Origin of the sequence: Saccharomonospora iraqiensis subsp. paurometabolica YIM 90007 (assembly GCF_000231035.2) — a bacterium.
Lineage (GTDB): Bacteria > Actinomycetota > Actinomycetes > Mycobacteriales > Pseudonocardiaceae > Saccharomonospora > Saccharomonospora paurometabolica.
Genome location: NZ_KI912244.1, coordinates 63,322 through 81,109 on the forward strand (window position 1 = coordinate 63,322; position 17,788 = coordinate 81,109).

General features: G+C 71.2%; 16 protein-coding genes. 15 read left to right on the forward strand and 1 reads right to left on the reverse strand.

The features are described 5' to 3' along the window. The 4 genes from SACPADRAFT_RS27680 to SACPADRAFT_RS27685 all read left to right on the forward strand — a co-directional run. The coding region (locus SACPADRAFT_RS27680) for an FAD-binding and (Fe-S)-binding domain-containing protein (RefSeq protein WP_007024225.1) at positions 1–1,837 on the forward strand (1,837 nt) is incomplete at its 5' end. A gap of 77 nt (positions 1,838–1,914) precedes the next feature. Then, positions 1,915–2,697 (forward strand): 2-keto-4-pentenoate hydratase, encoded by a 783-nt coding sequence (locus SACPADRAFT_RS0213760; RefSeq protein ID WP_007024226.1) that lies wholly within the window; start codon positions 1,915–1,917, stop codon positions 2,695–2,697. Between the two features lie 149 nt (positions 2,698–2,846). Further along, the gene (locus tag SACPADRAFT_RS0213765; RefSeq protein ID WP_007024227.1) at positions 2,847–3,140 is read left to right on the forward strand and encodes a hypothetical protein; all 294 of its coding nucleotides are present in this window, start codon (positions 2,847–2,849) and stop codon (positions 3,138–3,140) included. A gap of 280 nt (positions 3,141–3,420) precedes the next feature. After that, entirely contained in the window at positions 3,421–4,089 is a 669-nt protein-coding gene (locus SACPADRAFT_RS27685) for a hypothetical protein (protein WP_007024228.1), read from the forward strand. Between the two features lie 45 nt (positions 4,090–4,134). On the opposite strand, the gene SACPADRAFT_RS0213775 is transcribed toward SACPADRAFT_RS27685, so the two are convergent. Then, entirely contained in the window at positions 4,135–5,316 is a 1,182-nt protein-coding gene (locus tag SACPADRAFT_RS0213775; protein WP_007024229.1) for an acyl-CoA dehydrogenase family protein, read from the reverse strand. A 406-nt stretch (positions 5,317–5,722) separates the two neighbouring features. Between SACPADRAFT_RS0213775 and gltB the strand changes: the two genes are divergently transcribed. The 11 genes from gltB to SACPADRAFT_RS27695 all read left to right on the forward strand — a co-directional run. Continuing rightward, positions 5,723–10,255, forward strand: a complete 4,533-nt coding sequence (gene gltB, locus SACPADRAFT_RS0213780; RefSeq protein WP_007024230.1) for a glutamate synthase large subunit — start codon at positions 5,723–5,725, stop codon at positions 10,253–10,255. Between the two features lie 133 nt (positions 10,256–10,388). Beyond that, positions 10,389–11,840 carry a glutamate synthase subunit beta gene (locus tag SACPADRAFT_RS0213785; RefSeq protein WP_007024231.1) on the forward strand — a complete coding sequence of 484 codons (1,452 nt, stop codon included), beginning with the start codon at positions 10,389–10,391 and terminating at the stop codon, positions 11,838–11,840. Positions 11,841–12,049: 209 nt separating this feature from the next. Next, positions 12,050–12,253 carry a hypothetical protein gene (locus tag SACPADRAFT_RS0213790; RefSeq protein ID WP_007024232.1) on the forward strand — a complete coding sequence of 68 codons (204 nt, stop codon included), beginning with the start codon at positions 12,050–12,052 and terminating at the stop codon, positions 12,251–12,253. Between the two features lie 61 nt (positions 12,254–12,314). After that, positions 12,315–12,806, forward strand: coding sequence for a hypothetical protein (locus SACPADRAFT_RS0213795; RefSeq protein WP_233357181.1), 492 nt, complete (start codon positions 12,315–12,317; stop codon positions 12,804–12,806). Next, a complete protein-coding gene (locus SACPADRAFT_RS27690; RefSeq protein ID WP_198048322.1) occupies positions 12,803–13,867 on the forward strand; it encodes an SGNH/GDSL hydrolase family protein in 1,065 nt (354 codons plus the stop codon). The genes SACPADRAFT_RS0213795 and SACPADRAFT_RS27690 overlap by 4 nt, the downstream gene beginning before the upstream one ends. 172 nt (positions 13,868–14,039) lie before the next feature. After that, positions 14,040–14,375 (forward strand): helix-turn-helix domain-containing protein, encoded by a 336-nt coding sequence (locus tag SACPADRAFT_RS0213805; RefSeq protein WP_007024235.1) that lies wholly within the window; start codon positions 14,040–14,042, stop codon positions 14,373–14,375. Between the two features lie 18 nt (positions 14,376–14,393). Then, positions 14,394–15,254, forward strand: a complete 861-nt coding sequence (locus SACPADRAFT_RS0213810; RefSeq protein ID WP_007024236.1) for an ImmA/IrrE family metallo-endopeptidase — start codon at positions 14,394–14,396, stop codon at positions 15,252–15,254. Further along, positions 15,251–15,874 carry a PIN domain-containing protein gene (locus SACPADRAFT_RS0213815; RefSeq protein WP_007024237.1) on the forward strand — a complete coding sequence of 208 codons (624 nt, stop codon included), beginning with the start codon at positions 15,251–15,253 and terminating at the stop codon, positions 15,872–15,874. Before SACPADRAFT_RS0213810 ends, SACPADRAFT_RS0213815 begins: the two co-directional genes overlap by 4 nt. 98 nt (positions 15,875–15,972) lie before the next feature. Then, a complete protein-coding gene (locus SACPADRAFT_RS0213820; RefSeq protein ID WP_007024238.1) occupies positions 15,973–16,503 on the forward strand; it encodes a YceI family protein in 531 nt (176 codons plus the stop codon). A gap of 234 nt (positions 16,504–16,737) precedes the next feature. After that, entirely contained in the window at positions 16,738–16,950 is a 213-nt protein-coding gene (locus tag SACPADRAFT_RS0213825; protein WP_007024239.1) for a CbtB domain-containing protein, read from the forward strand. A gap of 12 nt (positions 16,951–16,962) precedes the next feature. After that, positions 16,963–17,788 (forward strand): CbtA family protein (locus tag SACPADRAFT_RS27695; RefSeq protein ID WP_084258432.1); only part of this gene is annotated, 826 nt, incomplete at its 3' end.

A 17,788-nucleotide genomic window follows, 5' to 3' on the forward strand; every position in this document is an offset into this window, starting at 1 on the left:
CCGCGCGGAGGAGCTGGCCGCCACGCTCACCCGGGAGACCGGCGCGAGCACGGCCGTGGCCACCGACCCGGCGCAGGCCCGCCAACTGTGGTCGATCCGGGAGTCCGCGGCCGGGATCGCCACCCGCATGGCCGACGGGTCGGAGGCCTGGCCCGGGTGGGAGGACGCCGCGGTCCCGCCCGCGCGGCTCGGCGCCTACCTGCGCGACTTCCGCGCGCTGCTGGCCCGGCACGGGCTGCGCGGCATCCCGTACGGGCACTTCGGCGAGGGCTGTGTGCACGTGCGCATCGACTTCGACCTCGTGCACGAGGACGGGGTGCGGGTGTTCCGGGAGTTCCTGACCGAGGCGGCCGATCTCGTCGTGTCCCACGGCGGGTCGCTCTCCGGCGAGCACGGCGACGGGCAGGCCCGCGCGGAGCTGCTGGAGCGGATGTACCCGGCGTCGCTGCTGCGGCTGTTCGAGGCGTTCAAGGCGGCCTGGGACCCCGACGACCTGCTCAACCCGGGCAACCTCGTCCGCCCGCGTCCACTGGACGCCGACCTGCGGTTCTCCGGGCCCACCCGGGAACTCCCGATCACGCTGCGGTACCCGCACGACGGCGGCAGCCTCGCCACCGCCGCCCGGCGCTGCGTCGGGGTGGGCAAGTGCGTGGACACCACGAGCGGGGTGATGTGCCCGAGCTACATGGTCACCGGCCGGGAGGAACATTCCACGCGCGGGCGGGCGCGGCTGCTGCACGAGATGATGCGCGGCGAGACCGTGACCGACGGCTGGGACTCGGCCGAGGTCCGCGACGCGCTGGACCTGTGCCTGGCGTGCAAGGGGTGCCTGTCCGACTGTCCGGTCAACGTCGACATGGCCTCGTACAAGGCCGAATTCCTGCACCAGCACTACGCGGGCACGCTGCGGCCCGCCAGTCACTACTCGCTCGGCTTCCTGCCGCTGTGGGCGCGGCTCGCCTCGGCCGCGCCCGGGGTCGTGAACCGCGTGCTGCGCACGCCCGGCGTGTCCGGGGTGGTCAAACAGCTCGGGGGTATCGCCGCCGAGCGGGACCTGCCCGCGTTCGCCCGCACCACGTTCCGGCGCGCGTGGCGCCGGCGGCCCGCTCCCCCGTCGGGAGACGGCGACCGTCCGCGTGTGGTGCTGTGGCCGGACACGTTCACGAACCACTTCTCCCCGGAGATCGGCGCGGCGGCCACCCGGGTGCTGGAGCACGCCGGGTTCGACGTGGTGCTGCCGCGCGGGTCGGTGTGCTGCGGGCTGACCTGGATCTCCACGGGCCAGCTGGACATCGCGCGCCGGGTGCTGCGGCACAGCCTGGACGTGCTCGCCCCCGAACTCGCCGCGGGCACCCCGGTGGTCGGTCTCGAACCGAGCTGCCTGGCCGTGTTCCGGCACGACATCCACGACCTGCTGGACGTGCCGGAGATCGACGCGCGCACGCTCGGCGAGTTCCTCCAGCGCGAGGCGCCGGAGGCCGACTTCGGCACGCTCGGGGCGGAGGCGCTGACCCAGCAGCACTGCCACCAGCACGCCGTCATGGGCAACGCCGCCGAGGAGCGTCTGCTGCGCCGGGTCGGCGTGGACAACCGCACCCTCGACTCGGGCTGCTGCGGGCTGGCGGGCAACTTCGGTGTCGAACGCGGGCACCACGAGGTGTCGGTCGGTGCGGCCGAGCGCGTGCTGGTCCCCGAGGTGACCGCCGCGGACGAGGACACGCTGGTGCTGGCCGACGGGTTCAGCTGCCGCACCCAGATCGCCGACCTCACCGGCCGGGAGTCGCTGCACCTGGCCCAGGTCCTCGACCGGGCGATCACCGCGGGCACGTCCGGCTGAGCACCCGGCGCAGGCGATCCCGCTGACCGGAACACGGTTCTTGCGCGCGCGGGCGCCGACGACCACGGTGTGCGGCCATGAACACCCAGGACGTGGCGGCCCGGTTCCTGCAGGCCTACGAGACCGGGGAGCCGACGGCCCCGGTGATCGACGAGTATCCCGGGGCGACGGTGCTCGACGCCTACCGCATCCAGCAGGAACAGGTGCGGCACTGGACCGGCGCGGGCCAGCTCGTCAAGGGGCACAAGGTGGGGCTGTCCTCGCCCGCCATGCAGGAGCAGATGGGCGTGGACCAGCCGGACTACGGTCACCTGCTCAGCGACATGTTCCACCCGGAGCAGCAGCCGATCCCGGCGACGACCTACCTCCAGCCGCGCATCGAGCCGGAGGTGGCGTTCGTGCTCGGCAGGCCGTTGTCCGGACCGGGCGTGACCACGGCCGACGCCGTGCGGGCCGTCGAGTTCGTGCTGCCCGCGCTGGAGATCGTCGACTCCCGCGTCCGCGACTGGAAGATCTCGATCGTCGACACCATCGCGGACAACGCCTCCTCCGGCGGCGTGGTCCTGGGCAGCAGGCCGACCCCGTTGTCCGCGGTGGACCTGCGGACGGTGGGCTGCACCCTGCATCTGGGCGGCGAGCTCGTCGCCACCGGGGCGGGGGCGGCGGTGCTCGGCTCCCCGGTCAACGCCCTGGTGTGGCTGGCCAACACCCTGGGTCCGCTGGGGATCGGGCTGGAACCCGGGCACGTGGTGCTGCCCGGGTCGATGACCCGGGCGTTCCCGGTGACACCCGGCGACGCGGTGGTCGCGACCCTCTCCGAACTCGGTAGTGTGACCGCCCTGTTCGACGACGCACGCTGAGTGGGGCGGCTCCCGGAGAACCGACTCCTGTCGTGCCCCGGACGGATGAGATTCGGCACACAGCGCTGAGATATGCTGCGGCACGGGGTTGAATTATTGGCAAACGACCGGTAAAGACGCCGGTCGCCGCAGGAGCAAGGAGGCGCCCCGTGCCTCAGGAGAACAACGACACGGAGCACGGCGACAGTACCGACCATGATCTGAACCACCGGGAACGTGCGACGCTGCGCGCCGTGTCCCGGGGGGAAGCCGAGATCACCTGTAGTCGCGAGCCCGACCTCTTCGTCGACGGACTGGCCTGCTGCGACCAGGCCACCGCGGCCCGCCTCGCGCGAGCCGGTCTGATCGCACCCGCGCACACCGGAAGGCCGGGCCAGCGCGTCCCCGCCGTCCTCACCGACGCGGGAGAACGCGCACTCACCCCCTCGCTGGTGAGCCACTGACCGTGGTGCCGGGGCGCGGCGACCCGACGGCCGCCCGCGCCCCGGCACCACGGTCACCCCTCCGTCGACCACACCACCCGGCGAACACCGGCCCCGGCAGGCACCGCCCCGGAGCGACCGGGACCGGGGTTCGGCATCGGCGCCCACACGCTTGACGGGTGAACACCCGGGGTATCCGGCCGTGCATGCTGGGTATCCGACAGCTCGCGCGGCCAAGGGCGGTTCCGCTCGGTCTCGCCCTGTTCGCGGTGATGGCGGTCGGCGCACTGGTGTTCGCGAAATGGCTGCCGTACAGCGCGAAGACGGTGACGCTCGCCGCAGCGGCCTCGCCCCCGGCTCGGCGGTGTCGTTCTGGCTGGGAAACCCGGTGCTGAACCCGGCCGTGCTGGTGTTCCTGGCGCTGGTGGGTCCGTGGCAGTGGCCGCTGACCCGGTTGCTGGTCGGAGTCGCGCTCGTGTTCGGCGTGGGCCTGCTCGTCGCGCGGATGCTCCCGGGGGAGGCCCCGGGCGGCACGGCACCACCCGCGGTGGCCGCCGACCCGCGTCCGGCGCCACGCCGGCTCGCCACGGCCCTCGCCCGGTTCACGGTGCTGCTCGTCCCCGAGTACGCGGTGCTGGTGTTCGCCGTGGGCTCGCTGGGTGCACGGCTGCACCCGTTGGCGGCGGGCACCGAGGGTCACCTCGTGCCCGCTCTGCTGGTCGCCGCCGTACTGGGGCTGCTCGTGGTGATCCCCACCGGCGGGGAGATCCCGGTGCTGCTGGCGGCGACGGCCGCGGGACTGCCGCCCGCCGTCTCCGGAGTCCTGCTGATCACGCTGCCCGCCGTGAGTCTGCCGTCGATGCTGATGGTCGGCAGAGCCCTGACGTGGCGGGTCACCGGAATCGTCGCCGCCTGCGTCACCGGGGCCGGGCTGGCCGCCGGGGCGCTGCTGACGGCGCTGTCCGGCTGAGACACCCGCCCGGCCCCGGACCGCAGCGGTCGGCGACCGGCGGCCTCAGGACACCCGGAACGCCGGGATGCCGGTGACCGCGTTGCCGATCGACAGGGCGTGCATCTCCTCGGTGCCCTCGTAGGTCAGCACCGTCTCCAGGTTGGTCATGTGCCGCATCACCGGGTACTCCAGGGAGATGCCGTTGGCTCCCAGCATCGAACGCGCGGTGCGGGCCACGTCCAGCGCGGAGCGGACGTTGGCCAGCTTGCCGAAACTGACCTGGTTGTGGTGCAGGGTGCCCGCGTCCTTGAGCCGCCCCAGGTGCAGCGCCGTCAGCCCGGCGCGGTTGACCTCCACCACCAGATCGGCGAGTTTGCGTTGGGTGAGCTGATAGGCCGCCAGTGGTTCGCCGAACTGCTCACGCGTGGTCGTGTACTCCAGCGCGGCCTCGTAGCAGGTGCGCGCCGCGCCCACCGCGCCGAACAGGATGCCGTAGCGGGCCTCGTTCAGGCAGGACAGCGGCCCCCGCAGGCCGGTGACCTCGGGCAGCACCGCGTCGGCGGGCAGCCGGACGCCGTCGAGTACCAGCTCCGCCGTCAGCGACGCCCGCAGGGACAGCTTGCGGGTGACCTCGGTGGCGGTGAAGCCCGGGGTGTCGGTGGGGACGACGAACCCGCGTACGCCCTCGTCGGTCCGCGCCCACACCACGGCCACGTCGGCCACCGTGCCGTTGGTGATCCACATCTTGGTGCCGTCGAGGATCCAGTCGGAGCCGTCCCGACGGGCACGGGTACGCATGGACGCCGGGTCACTGCCCGCGTCCGGTTCGGTGAGCCCGAAGCAGCCCAGCGCCTCCCCGGTGGCCATCGCGGGCAGCCAGCGCTGCTTCTGCTCCTCGCTGCCCCACCGGTGGATCGCGAACATCGCCAGCGAGCCCTGCACGGAGACGAAGCTGCGCAGTCCCGAGTCCACGGCCTCCAGTTCGCGGCAGGCGACGCCGTAGGCGACGGCGGAGGTACCCGCACAGCCGTATCCGGTCAGGTGCATCCCCAGCACCCCCAACCGGCCGAAGTCCTTCGCCAGGTCGCGGGCGGGCAGGTTCCCCGTCTCGTACCAGTCCGCGATCCTCGGTTCCAGCTCCGCCCGCGCGAATTCCCGTACCGCGTCGCGGATGTCGCGTTCCTCGGCCGAGAGGCCGTCGTCGACGCCGAGAAAGTCTTTTGGATCCAACCGGGTGTCAGCCATGCGCAGACCCTACCCCGGAAGTGTGTCATCCGAGGTCATGCCGGTATGCTGGTGGGCAAGCAGGTTCGCGGGGCACCCGTCAATCCCGGCGTGGTGTTTCCCACTTGCAACATCGCACCTATCCCGAGAAGCGCGATTTCACACTATCGTCATAAGACCGGCGAACCCGGGAGTCATTCGCGCGCCGGAACGGTCGGCCCACCTGTCGGCCGTCCGTGGCAGCGCAGTGCTCAGCGCCGCACAACGCAGTGTGGTCACTCCGATGCGAGATCCGTCGCACCGTCGCAACGGCATCGACCTTTCCCGTACTGACCATCGCACCAACGGGCCACAGCGTTAGTCGACCGCACGAAGGCGTCGGTCCGGCGCCGGCCCGGTTGTGCCGAGCCATAGGAGGCGGCCAGCCGTGACCCGCCACGCACCGCACGAGCCCGTCGGCGGCTTGTACGACAGCGAGTACGAGCACGACGCCTGTGGCGTCGCCTTCGTCGCCGACCTCGCGGGCCGCAAGGACCACAGTATCGTCGCGAAGGCCCTCGTCGCCCTGCGCAACCTGGAACACCGCGGTGCCCGTGGCTCCGAACCCGAGACCGGGGACGGCGCAGGCATCCTGATCCAGGTCCCGGACGCATTCTACCGCGAGGTCGTGGACTTCGACCTGCCCGAGCCCGGCGCCTACGCCGTCGGCACCGCCTTCCTGCCCACCGACGAGCAGGCACGCGGCAAGGCAATGTCCACGATCGAGCGGATCGCGGCCGAGGAGGACATGCGTGTCCTCGGCTGGCGCGACCTCCCCGTGGACGGCGACCACGTCGGCCCCACCGCGGCGAGCACGATGCCGCACTTCACGCAGGTCTTCCTCACCCCGCACCGGGACGACGTCACCGGGCTGGCGCTGGAACGGGCCGCGTTCTGCGTGCGCAAGCGCACCGAGCACGCGCTCGCCGAGCAGCAGGTGTACTTCCCGAGCCTGTCCGCGCGCACGATCGTCTACAAGGGGATGCTCACCGAACCGCAGGTGGAGCGCTTCTTCCCGGACCTCACCGACGAGCGTGTGGTCAGTGCGATCGGCCTGGTGCACTCCCGGTTCTCCACGAACACGTTCCCGTCGTGGCCGCTGGCGCACCCCTACCGCTTCGTCGCGCACAACGGTGAGATCAACACGCTCAAGGGCAACCGCAACTGGATGAACGCCCGCGAGTCGCAGATGTCCACCGACCTCATCCCGGGCGAACTGCGCCGCCTCTACCCGATCGTCAGCCCGGACGCCAGCGACTCGGCGTCGTTCGACGAGGTGCTGGAGCTGCTGCACCTGGGCGGGCGGTCGCTGCCGCACGCGGTGCTGATGATGATCCCGGAGGCGTGGGAGAACCACTCGGAGATGGACCCCGCGCGCCGGGCGTTCTACGAGTTCCACTCCACGCTGATGGAGCCGTGGGACGGCCCCGCGCTGGTGTCGTTCACCGACGGCACGCAGATCGGCGCCGTGCTCGACCGCAACGGCCTGCGGCCCGCCCGGTACTGGGTGACCGAGGACGGGCTGGTGGTGCTGGCCAGCGAGGTCGGCGTGCTGGAGCTCGACCAGTCGTCGGTGGTGCGCAAGGGTCGCTTGGAGCCGGGCCGGATGTTCCTCGTGGACACCGCCGAGGGCCGCATCGTCGACGACGAGGAGATCAAGGGCGGGCTCGCCGCGGAGCACCCGTACGGCGACTGGCTCGACGAGGGCATGCTCCGGCTGGGCGAGCTGCCCCGCCGTGAGCGCGAGACGCCGTCGCACTCCTCGCTGGTTCGCAGGCAGCAGGCGTTCGGCTACACCGAGGAGGAACTCGGTGTGCTGCTCGAACCCATGGCCCGCTCCGGTGCGGAGCCGATCGGTTCGATGGGCAACGACTCCCCGCTGGCGCCGCTGACCAGCCGGTCCCGCTCGATCTTCGACTACTTCACCCAACTGTTCGCCCAGGTCACCAACCCGCCGTTGGACGCCATCCGCGAGGAGATGGTGACCGCGCTGGGCACCCAGGTCGGCTCGGAGCCGAACCTGCTCGACGCCGGACCCGGGCACTGCCGCAAGATCGTGCTGCCGTTCCCGGTGCTGGACAACGACGAGCTGGCCAAGCTCGTGCACGTCAACGACGACGGCGACCTGCCGGAGTTCCAGGCGCACACCGTGCACGGCACCTACCACGTCGCCGGGGGCGGCGAGGCGCTGCGGGCCCGCCTGGACGAGATCCGCGCCGAGGTCAGCGAGGCCATCGCGGGCGGCGCGCGGCTGATCGTGCTGTCCGACCGCGGGGTGGACGCCGACCACGCCGCGATCCCGTCGTTGCTGCTGACCGGCGCGGTGCACCACCACCTGGTGCGGGAGAAGAGCCGCACCCAGGTCGGTCTGGTGGTCGAGTCGGGCGACGCCCGCGAGGTGCACCACATCGCGCTGCTGATCGGCTACGGCGCGGCGGCGGTGAACCCGTACATGGCGATGGCCACCGTCGAGGAGATGGCCGGTCAGGGCAAGCTCGGCGACGTCACCCCGGGTCAGGCCACCCAAAATCTGATCAAGGCGCTGGGCAAGGGCGTGCGGAAGACGATGTCCAAGATGGGCGTGTCCACCGTGGCCTCCTACACCGGCGCCCAGATCTTCGAGGCGATCGGGCTGGGCTCCGAGGTCATCGACGCCTGCTTCGCCGGGACCACCTCCCGCCTCGGCGGGGTGGGCTTCGACCTGCTGGCGCACGAGGTCGCCGAGCGGCACCGCACGGCGTTCCCGGCCGACGGGGTGCAGGCCCACCACCGGGAGCTGGCCATCGGCGGCGACTACCAGTGGCGGCGCGAGGGCGAGCCGCACCTGTTCAACCCGCAGACGGTGTTCAAGCTGCAGCACTCCACCCGCAGCGGCCAGTACGACATCTTCAAGGAGTACACGCGGTCGGTCGACGACCAGTCCGAGCGGCTGATGACGCTGCGCGGGCTGTTCGACCTCAAGGAGGGCGTGCGGGAGCCGGTGCCGATCGAGGAGGTCGAGCCGGTCTCCGAGATCGTCAAGCGGTTCGCCACCGGCGCCATCTCCTACGGTTCCATCTCGCAGGAGATGCACGAGACGCTGGCCGTCGCGATGAACCGGCTGGGCGGCAAGTCCAACACCGGTGAGGGCGGCGAGGACCCCGAGCGACTCTACGACCCGGAGCGCCGCAGTGCGGTCAAGCAGGTCGCCAGTGGACGGTTCGGCGTCACCAGCGAGTACCTGGTGAACTCGGACGACATCCAGATCAAGATGGCGCAGGGCGCCAAGCCCGGTGAGGGCGGGCAGCTGCCCGGCGGCAAGGTGTACCCGTGGATCGCCAAGACCCGGCACTCCACCGCGGGTGTGGGGCTGATCTCGCCGCCGCCGCACCACGACATCTACTCGATCGAGGACCTGGCGCAGCTGATCCACGACCTGAAGAACGCCAACCCGGCCGCCCGCATCCACGTGAAGCTGGTGTCCGAGGTCGGGGTCGGCACGGTCGCGGCGGGCGTGTCCAAGGCGCACGCCGACGTGGTGCTCATCTCCGGGCACGACGGCGGCACCGGCGCCTCCCCGCTGTCGTCGATCAAGCACGCGGGCGGCCCGTGGGAGTTGGGCCTGGCCGAGACGCAGCAGACGCTGCTGGCCAACCGGCTGCGCGACCGGATCACCGTGCAGACCGACGGCCAGCTCAAGACCGGCCGGGACGTGATCGTGGCGGCGCTGCTGGGCGCCGAGGAGTTCGGCTTCGCCACCGCACCGCTGGTGGTGTCCGGCTGCATCATGATGCGGGTGTGCCACCTGGACACCTGCCCGGTCGGTGTGGCCACGCAGAACCCGGCGCTGCGCGAGAAGTTCAGCGGCAAGGCCGACTACGTGGTGAACTTCTTCGAGTTCATCGCCCAGGAGGTGCGCGAGTACCTGGCCGCGCTGGGCTTCCGCTCGATCGAGGAGGCCGTCGGGCACGCCGAGCTGCTGGACACCCGCAAGGCCGTGGACCACTGGAAGGCGTCCGGGCTGGACCTCGCGCCGATCTTCCACGTCCCCGAGCTGGAGCCGGGCACCCCGCGGCACCGGGTGGTCGAGCAGGACCACAGCCTGGACAAGGCGCTGGACAACACGCTCATCCAGCTCGCCGAGGGCGCGCTGGCCTCGGGCGACCGGGTGACGCTGGAACTGCCGGTGCGCAACGTCAACCGCACCGTCGGCACGATGCTCGGCGCGGAGCTGACGACGAAGTGGGGCGGCGAGGGCCTGCCCGACGACACGATCGACGTGACCTTCACCGGCACGGCGGGGCAGTCGTTCGGTGCCTTCGTCCCGCGGGGCATCACCCTGCGGCTGTCCGGCGACGCCAACGACTACGTCGGCAAGGGACTGTCCGGCGGCCGGATCGTGGTGCATCCGCCGAAGGACGCGCACTTCGCGGCCGAGAAGCACATCATCGCGGGCAACGTCATCGGCTACGGCGCCACGGGCGGGCAGATCTTCCTGCGCGGGCAGGTCGGTGAGCGGTTCTGCGTGCGCAACTCGGGCGCACTGGCCGTCGTCGAGGGCGTGGGCGACCACGGCTGCGAGTACATGACCGGCGGGCGCGTGGTGGTGCTCGGCCCCACCGGCCGCAACTTCGCGGCAGGCATGTCCGGCGGGGTGGCCTACGTGCTCGACCTCGACCCGAACCGGGTCAACGGCGAGATGGTCGACCTCGACCCGCTCGACGACGAGGACTCGGCGGTGCTGCGGGACGCCGTGGAGCGCCACCACGCCGAGACCGGCTCGGCCGTGGCGCACACGCTGCTCACCGACTGGGACGCCGCGCTGCCGCGGTTCGGCAAGGTCATGCCGAAGGACTTCAAGCGGGTACTCACGGCGCAGGCGGCGGCCGAGCGCGACGGCAGGGACGTCAACGAAGCGATCATGGAGGCGGCGCACGGATGACGCCGACCGCTCACCCGTGCGCGCCGGTCGGCCGCGGACACCCCGCGGACGGCCGTGGCGGCGCACGGGTGAGGTCGGCGTGGCCCCGTGACGGCCGAGCGGGTCCCGGCCCGCGCGAACAAGGAGACGGCTGATGGCTGACCCCAAGGGTTTTCTCACCACACCGCGGCAGACGCCGAAGTCGCGCCCGGTCGACGTGCGCATCAAGGACTGGCGTGAGGTCTACGAGGAGTTCGAGAACTCGAAGCTGACCAAGCAGGCGGGCCGCTGCATGGACTGCGGCATCCCGTTCTGCCACGAGGGCTGCCCGCTCGGTAACCTCATTCCCGAGTGGAACACGCTCACCTGGCGCGACGACTGGCGCGCGGCGATCGAGCGTCTGCACGCCACGAACAACTTCCCCGAGTTCACCGGCACCCTGTGCCCCGCGCCGTGCGAGACGGCGTGCGTGCTGGGCATCAACGACGACCCGGTGACCATCAAGCGGGTCGAGATCTCGATCATCGACCGTGCGTGGGAGGAAGGCTGGGTCACGCCGCAGCCGCCCGCCACGCGCACCGGGAAGAAGGTCGCCGTGGTCGGCTCCGGCCCGGCCGGGCTGGCCGCGGCCCAGCAGCTCACCCGCGCCGGGCACGACGTCGTCGTGCTGGAGCGGGCCGACGCGATCGGCGGGCTGCTGCGCTACGGCATCCCCGAGTTCAAGATGGAGAAGTTCCGGCTGGACCGCAGGCTCGACCAGATGCGGGCCGAGGGCACCGAGTTCCGCACCAACGTGAACGTGGGTGTGGACGTCACCGTCGATCAGCTGCGCGACGGGTACGACGCCGTGGTGCTCGCGGGCGGGGCGACGGCGTGGCGGGACCTGCCCACCACCGGCCGCGACACCCCGGGCGTGTACCAGGCGATGGAGTACCTGCCCTGGGCGAACCGGGTGGCCTCCGGTGAGCTGGCCGAGGCGCCGATCAGCGCGGCGGGCAAGGACGTCGTTGTCATCGGCGGCGGCGACACCGGCGCCGACTGTGTCGGCACCGCGCACCGGCAGGGCGCCCGCTCGGTGACCCAGCTGGAGATCATGCCGAAGCCGCCGGAGTCCCGCTCCGAGGCGCACCCGTGGCCGATGTACCCGATGATCTACCGGGTGTCCTCGGCGCACGAGGAGGGCGGCGAGCGGCTGTACTCGGTGAACACCCAGGAGTTCCTCGCCGACGACGAGGGCCACCTGCGGGCGCTGAAGCTGGTGGAGGTGCGCAACGAGGGCGGGAAGTTCGTCCCCGTGGAGGGCACCGAGCGGGAGATCCCGGCGCAGCTCACCCTGCTGGCGATGGGCTTCGTCGGCCCGCAGCAGGAGGGCCTGCTGGACGAGCTGGGCGTGGAGCTGGACCAGCGCGGCAACGTCGCCCGCGACTCCGCCTACCGCACCAGCGAGGACAACGTCTTCGTCGCCGGGGACATGGGCCGCGGCCAGTCGCTGATCGTGTGGGCCATCGCCGAGGGCCGCTCGGCCGCCGCGGGCGTCGACGCCTACCTCACCGACCGCGACGTCCTCCCCCGCCCCATCAACCCCACCGACCGCCCCATCTCCTGACGGCGGTCCTCACCCGGGTTGTGCCGTGAAGGCCCCCTTCGCTGCGCTGAGTGCAGTGAAGGGGGCCTTCACGGCGTCTGGTGCAGTGAAAGTGCCCCTCACGGGGTCGGGCGCAGGTAAAGTGCCCTTGACGCACCTTGAGTTCCACGGTCTGTTCCTCGTTTCCGGGGTGCTCGATATCCGTTGACCCCGAACGGCGGTGGACGACCGTGACGTGGACCGCGATCGACCTGGACGATGGCCTTGTCCGGCAGGCCGCGGACATCCTGGGCACCGGTGGAGAACCCGGCCGGACGGTTCACCAGGCACTGTGGCAAGTCGTGGACGAATGGCGCCGCAGCCAAGCTGTCGACAGCTTCCGGGCCCTGGACTTCGATCTGTGCCCGGAGACGCTGTCGGATGCGTGGCGATGAGCGATCGGGCGTCCGCACGAGCGAGCGCCCCGGTGCCCGGCCCCGCGTGGCGTGGTCGCTCGTGGCGGGGTTCGCTTTCGTGGCCGCGCTGGTCTCCCTGGAGGAGCGGGAACCCGAACCGGCGCCCCGCCCGGCCTCCGTAGCGGACGCGGAGGCCCTGCTGACGGAGGCGGTGCGGCTGGCGCGCGCCGACGACTACGACGGGCTGTGCCGCAGCATCGCCGACGGCGCAGGCATCTGCGGCGTGCTGCTCCGGGATGCGTGGCGAAAGAACCTGTTACCCGACGACTCGATGCCCGAGATCGTCTCGGTGACGCATCCGGCGGAAGGGACGGTCCGGCTGCACCTGCGCGGGACGTACAGGGATGGGACCTCCTACCGCACCCACTTCACCGTGCACCGGACGAGGGACACGGGACTGCCGCGCAGTGGCGCCCCGGTGTACTGGTTACCCATGGCAACCGGTTCGGCGGACGGCACGTGCGTCCGCGACGACGGCCACGTGCGGTGCGGGGGTCCGGCGACCGCACCGGTGGGCAGGCCGCCACGGTGACCGGGCACGACGAGGGGCCCGCTCCCCCACCCGTCGACCGGGAGGCCCCTGTTGTGCCCCCGGACAGTCCGGCGCTGCGCTACGAGGGCCGGTGGGACGTCCGCACGCACGCGGCCACCACGGTCACCAGCGGGGCGCGCGCGTTCCTGCGGTTCTCCGGCAGCGAGGTCACCGCCCGGTTCGACACCGCGGGCGTCGCGTACCCGCCGCAGGTCTACGCCGTGGTCGACGGCGTGTGGGGCCCGCCCATCATCGTGGACCGGGACCGGATCCGGCTGACTCCGGACGGGCTGCGCCCCGGTGCGCACGAGCTGATGCTCGCGGTGAAGGACGTCGACGAACGCGGCGAACGCTGGACGCCGCCATTGACCTCGGCCCTGCGCCTCACCGGTCTCGACCTGCCCACCGGGTCCGAGGTGCACGACGCCGCCCCGGTGCCCGGGACGCGGTTGACGTTCCTCGGTGACTCGATCACACAGGGCGTGAACATCCTCGGCACCGAGTCGGGCCCGGACGGCGCCGACGCCACGCGCGCCTACCCGTGGCTGGTGGCGGCGGCGTTCGACGCCGGTCTGGAACAGGTGGGCTTCGGCGGCCAGGGGCTGACCACCGGCGGCAGCGGCGGTGTCCCCCCGGCGGCGACGACGGTTGCCCACACCTACGCGGGCGTGCCCGCCGCGCCGTGGACGCCGCAGGTCGTGGTGCTCAACCAGGGCACCAACGACGACCTCGACGGTGCCGACGAATACGCCGTCGAGTCCGCGTACCGCGAGTACCTGCACCGGGTGCGCCACCGCTATCCGGCTGCTCTGATCCTCGCGATGGACCCCGTCGGCGTCGACGGCGCGGGCACCCGGGCGAGCGCAGCCATCCGCCGCGCCGTCGCGGCCTACGGCGATGCCCGCGTGGCCTACGTCCCCACCACCGACTGGACGACCCCGGACGACTTCACCGAAGGCCTGCACCCGAACGCCCGCGGCCACCGCGCCCTCGCCACCCACCTCACCGCCTGGATCGCCGCCCGCGCCGGCCTGCGCCCAGGTGTGCCGGGTGTGCCGTGAAGGACTCCTTCCCTGCGTCAGGCGCCGTGAAGGCCTCCTTCACGGCGCCTGACGCAGCGAAAGTGCCCCTCACGAACACCTCACCCGGGGTGAGGGCTGGCCGACCGGGCAGCGCCGAGGTAGCCTGAATCAAGAAGGTCGTTGTTGATTCAGGTGTCTGGAGGTGACTGCGGTGACGAGGGATACCGCCGCGTTGATCGAGCATGCCCGTGTCGCCGCGGGCCTCAGTCAGCGAGCGCTCGCGGAGGCGACCGGCATGTCGCAGTCCACGCTGTCGCGGATCGTTTCCGGGAGCCGGCCCGCGAAGATGCCGGAACTGGTGGCGATCGCGTGGGCGACAGGCCATACGGTCGCCCAACTCACCGGCACCGGCACGGTGGCGGACCGGGCACAATGCGCCGCCCGGGCCACCAACGACTCCGGAATGGAGGACATGCGTCAGGCCCTGCTGCACTTTCTAGAGCTGAACGACTACCTGGATGACCACGCCATCCCGGCCACGATCTGACGCGAGGGCAGACCAGTCGTGAAAGCGGAAAGCGACGGACGTAGGGCGGCCGAGCGGTTCCGTGCGGAACACACGCTCGGTGTGCAGCCGTTGGGCGACCTCGTGGCCCTCATCGAGCAGACCACGGGGATCGACGTGGCCGTACTCGACGCGGGCCCGGACGAACATGGCCTGACGATGCGCGACCGGAAGCACGGAACCGTGTTCATCGGCGTCGCGCGCACCCGGAAACCGATGCGGCAACGCAGCACACTCGCCCACGAACTTGGCCACGTGCTCTTCGAGGACTGGGCAGACCATGAGACCGGAAACTGGAGCCACAGAAGTCCCGCGGAGATCCGGGCCGACGCCTTCGCCCGCCACCTGCTGGTACCGACCGAAGGCTTGCGGGCCTTTCTCGGCGACCGGAAGCTCGGAACCCAATCAACGCTGTCCAATGTCGTGCAGCACTTCCTCGTCTCCCCGCAGATCGCCGGGATCGCGCTGCACCAGACGGGTTACCTCGACGACGCTGCGAAGCAGGAGTCGAGGGGACTGACGGCTCGAGGGTTGGCCGCCCGGTTCGGCTGGAGTGACCAGTACCGCGCCCTACAGGCCGACTCCGACCAGCGCAGAGCACCACAGCAGTTGCTCGCCCGCGCGATCAGGGGCTACGCGGAGGGGGTGCTGCCTGCGCAGGCCGTCGCCAATCTCCGGGGTGTTCCTCTGGAAGACGCACAGCGAGACCTGCGCGAAGCGGGCGTCTCACCCGCCGAACATCGCGTGGATTGGGCGGAACCCGCCGACCTCCCTGACATTCATGTGGATCTGGCGGCCTTGGATGAAGACTTGGACGCACCGACTGACGGCGACTTCCCCACCGCGGAGAGAGAGCCGTGAACCACCGGCCGATCATCGACGCCGGACCCGGCCTCAACTTCCTCTCCATCAACAGAGAACGACTGCTGATCAGCGTCCTGGGACCGCTCAGTACACCGGAGACGGTGCAGGAGGAGGTACTCCGCAAAGCACGGCAGGACGTGCGCTTCCGCGCTGCCGCCACCGTCTGGCACAAGCTCACGCCGCGCTGGATTCACATCCTCTCCGACGACCAGACACCGGAGCTGGCAACGGTCGTCCACCGGATCACCCGACAGCCGATGGCACAACGAATGGCTCACCCGGAGGACCTGGGCGAAATCATGGTCCTCGCACACGCCGTCGTCACCGCGGAGGCAGGAGAGTCGGTGCATGTTCTCATCGATGACGGGGCGGGAGCACGGGCAGCGGCCGCGGAGATCAACCGGCTGGATCGGCTCCGAGTCGATGGCCACACGGTGGGCTCAATCAAACTGGTCGACACACTCACGGTGCTGAAGCGGGCCGCAGGTGGCGAGCATGTTCCGGACAAAGCCGTTATGCGGGACATCTACAAGCGACTGCGCGACCTCGATGACGGTTTGCCACCACTTGAAGCGACCGATCTCCTGGCACCTCGTCATTGGTCCCGACACGGTTGAGAGAATTGAGGAGCCCCGAACCCAATCGCCCCGAAATGCCCCGGGCGAGGGTGCCGCGGTGCTAGGCTCCGTGCCCTATCCAGCGAAGGGGGTCACCGATGAGTGCTGTGGGCAGCGGAGAAGTCGACGGGAAGCATCTCGGCCGCGGTGTGTACACCATCGATCCCGACCGGTCGGCGATCTCGTTCCGAACCAGGGCGATCCTCGGACTCTTCGGCGTACGCGGCACCTTCGACGTCGACAGCGGCACGATCACGGTGGCGGATCCGGTGGAGCAGTCCACTGCGGAGGCCACGGTGTCGGCCGCGTCCTTCGCGAGCGGCATCGCCAAGCGCGATGAGCACGTTCGCTCGAAGGATTATCTCGATGCCGAACGGTATCCGCGCATCATGTTCGTCGGCGAGAGCGTCGAATTCTCCGGCGACCGCAGGACGCTCCATGGCCGGCTGACCGTCAAGGAGACCACCCAGCAGATCTCGCTGGACGTCTCCACGATCTCCGGTGATGAGCGCAACCTCACCGCCAGGGCCACCACGACGATCGACCGCTTCGCGTTCGGCATCCGGACGGCCCCGGGGATGACGGGGCGCACGCTGCACCTCGACCTGGACATCGTCGCCTCCCGCTGACCTCGATCCGCGGAACGACACACCTCCCGCCGTGCCACGCGGAACGACCCGCGGCGTTGACAGGGCGCGCGCTGGGGCCATACGGTCAGCGGGCTGTTCGACGGCGGTGTGGAAGCCGGTGGGAGTCCGGCGCGGTCGCGCCACTGTGTCCGGGGTGTGTCAGCCCCGGGAGTCAGACCCACCCGTCGTCGAGATCGTTCCGAGAGGGGCCGCGCAAGCCCGGAGGAGGTTTCGATGTCACAGGCGCATGTCGCCACCACCCCCACCCCGATCCGCGTTCCGGTGCGGGAGATCGTGCCGTGGGCGGTGTTCGTCGGTCTGCTGGCGCTGGCGGTGCTGTACTTCGTGAGCACCGAGGCCGGTGCGGTGGAACTGTTGGCCACCGACGGTCTGGTCCACGAGTTCCTGCACGATGGTCGGCACCTGCTGGCCTTCCCCTGCCACTGAGCGGGGCGGCCCATGATGAGGACCCTGCTGGTCCGCGGCATGCTCGCGGGCCTGATCGCCGGTGTGCTCGCGGCGGTGTTCGCCTATACCGTGGGCGAGCCGCACGTCGACGCCGCGATCGCACTGGAGGAGAGCGGCGGCCCGGCCGGACACACCCACAGCGGTGACCACGGCACCGGACACGCCGACGCCGCCGGGGACTCCGGCCACGCCCACGGCGAGGCCGCCCCGGTCAGCCGGGGCGTGCAGAGCACGATCGGTCTGGTCACCGGCACCGGCGCCTACGGCGTCGCGGTCGGTGGCCTGTTCGCGATCGTGTTCGCCCTGGTGCAGGGCCGGATCAGCACGCTGCGACCCCGGGTCTCGGCGGCGCTGCTCGCGGCGGGCGCGTTCGTCGTGGTGGTGGCCGTGCCGTTCGTCAAGTACCCGGCGAACCCGCCCGCCGTCGGGCAGCCGGGCACGATCGGCGACCGCACGTCCCTCTACTTCGGACTCGCCGCGCTGTCGCTGGCGTTCGCCGTCATCGCCGTGGTGGCCGGCTGGGTGCTGGCCGACCGGGTCGGCGCCTGGTACGGCGGGATGCTGGCCGCGGCCGGATACCTGGCGGCGGTGACAGCCATCGCGGCGCTGTTCCCCGCGCCGGACGAGGTCCCGGCGAGGTTCCCGGCGTCGCTGCTGTGGGAGTTCCGGCTGGGGTCACTGGGGGTCCAGCTGGTGCTGTGGACGGCGCTGGGCCTGGCCTTCGGCACACTCGCCGAGCGGGCCCTGCGTCCGGCCACACCCGGCGGCGCCGGTGACCCGGCCGGTCCGGCCGACACGCCGGTGGCCGTGGGTCAGC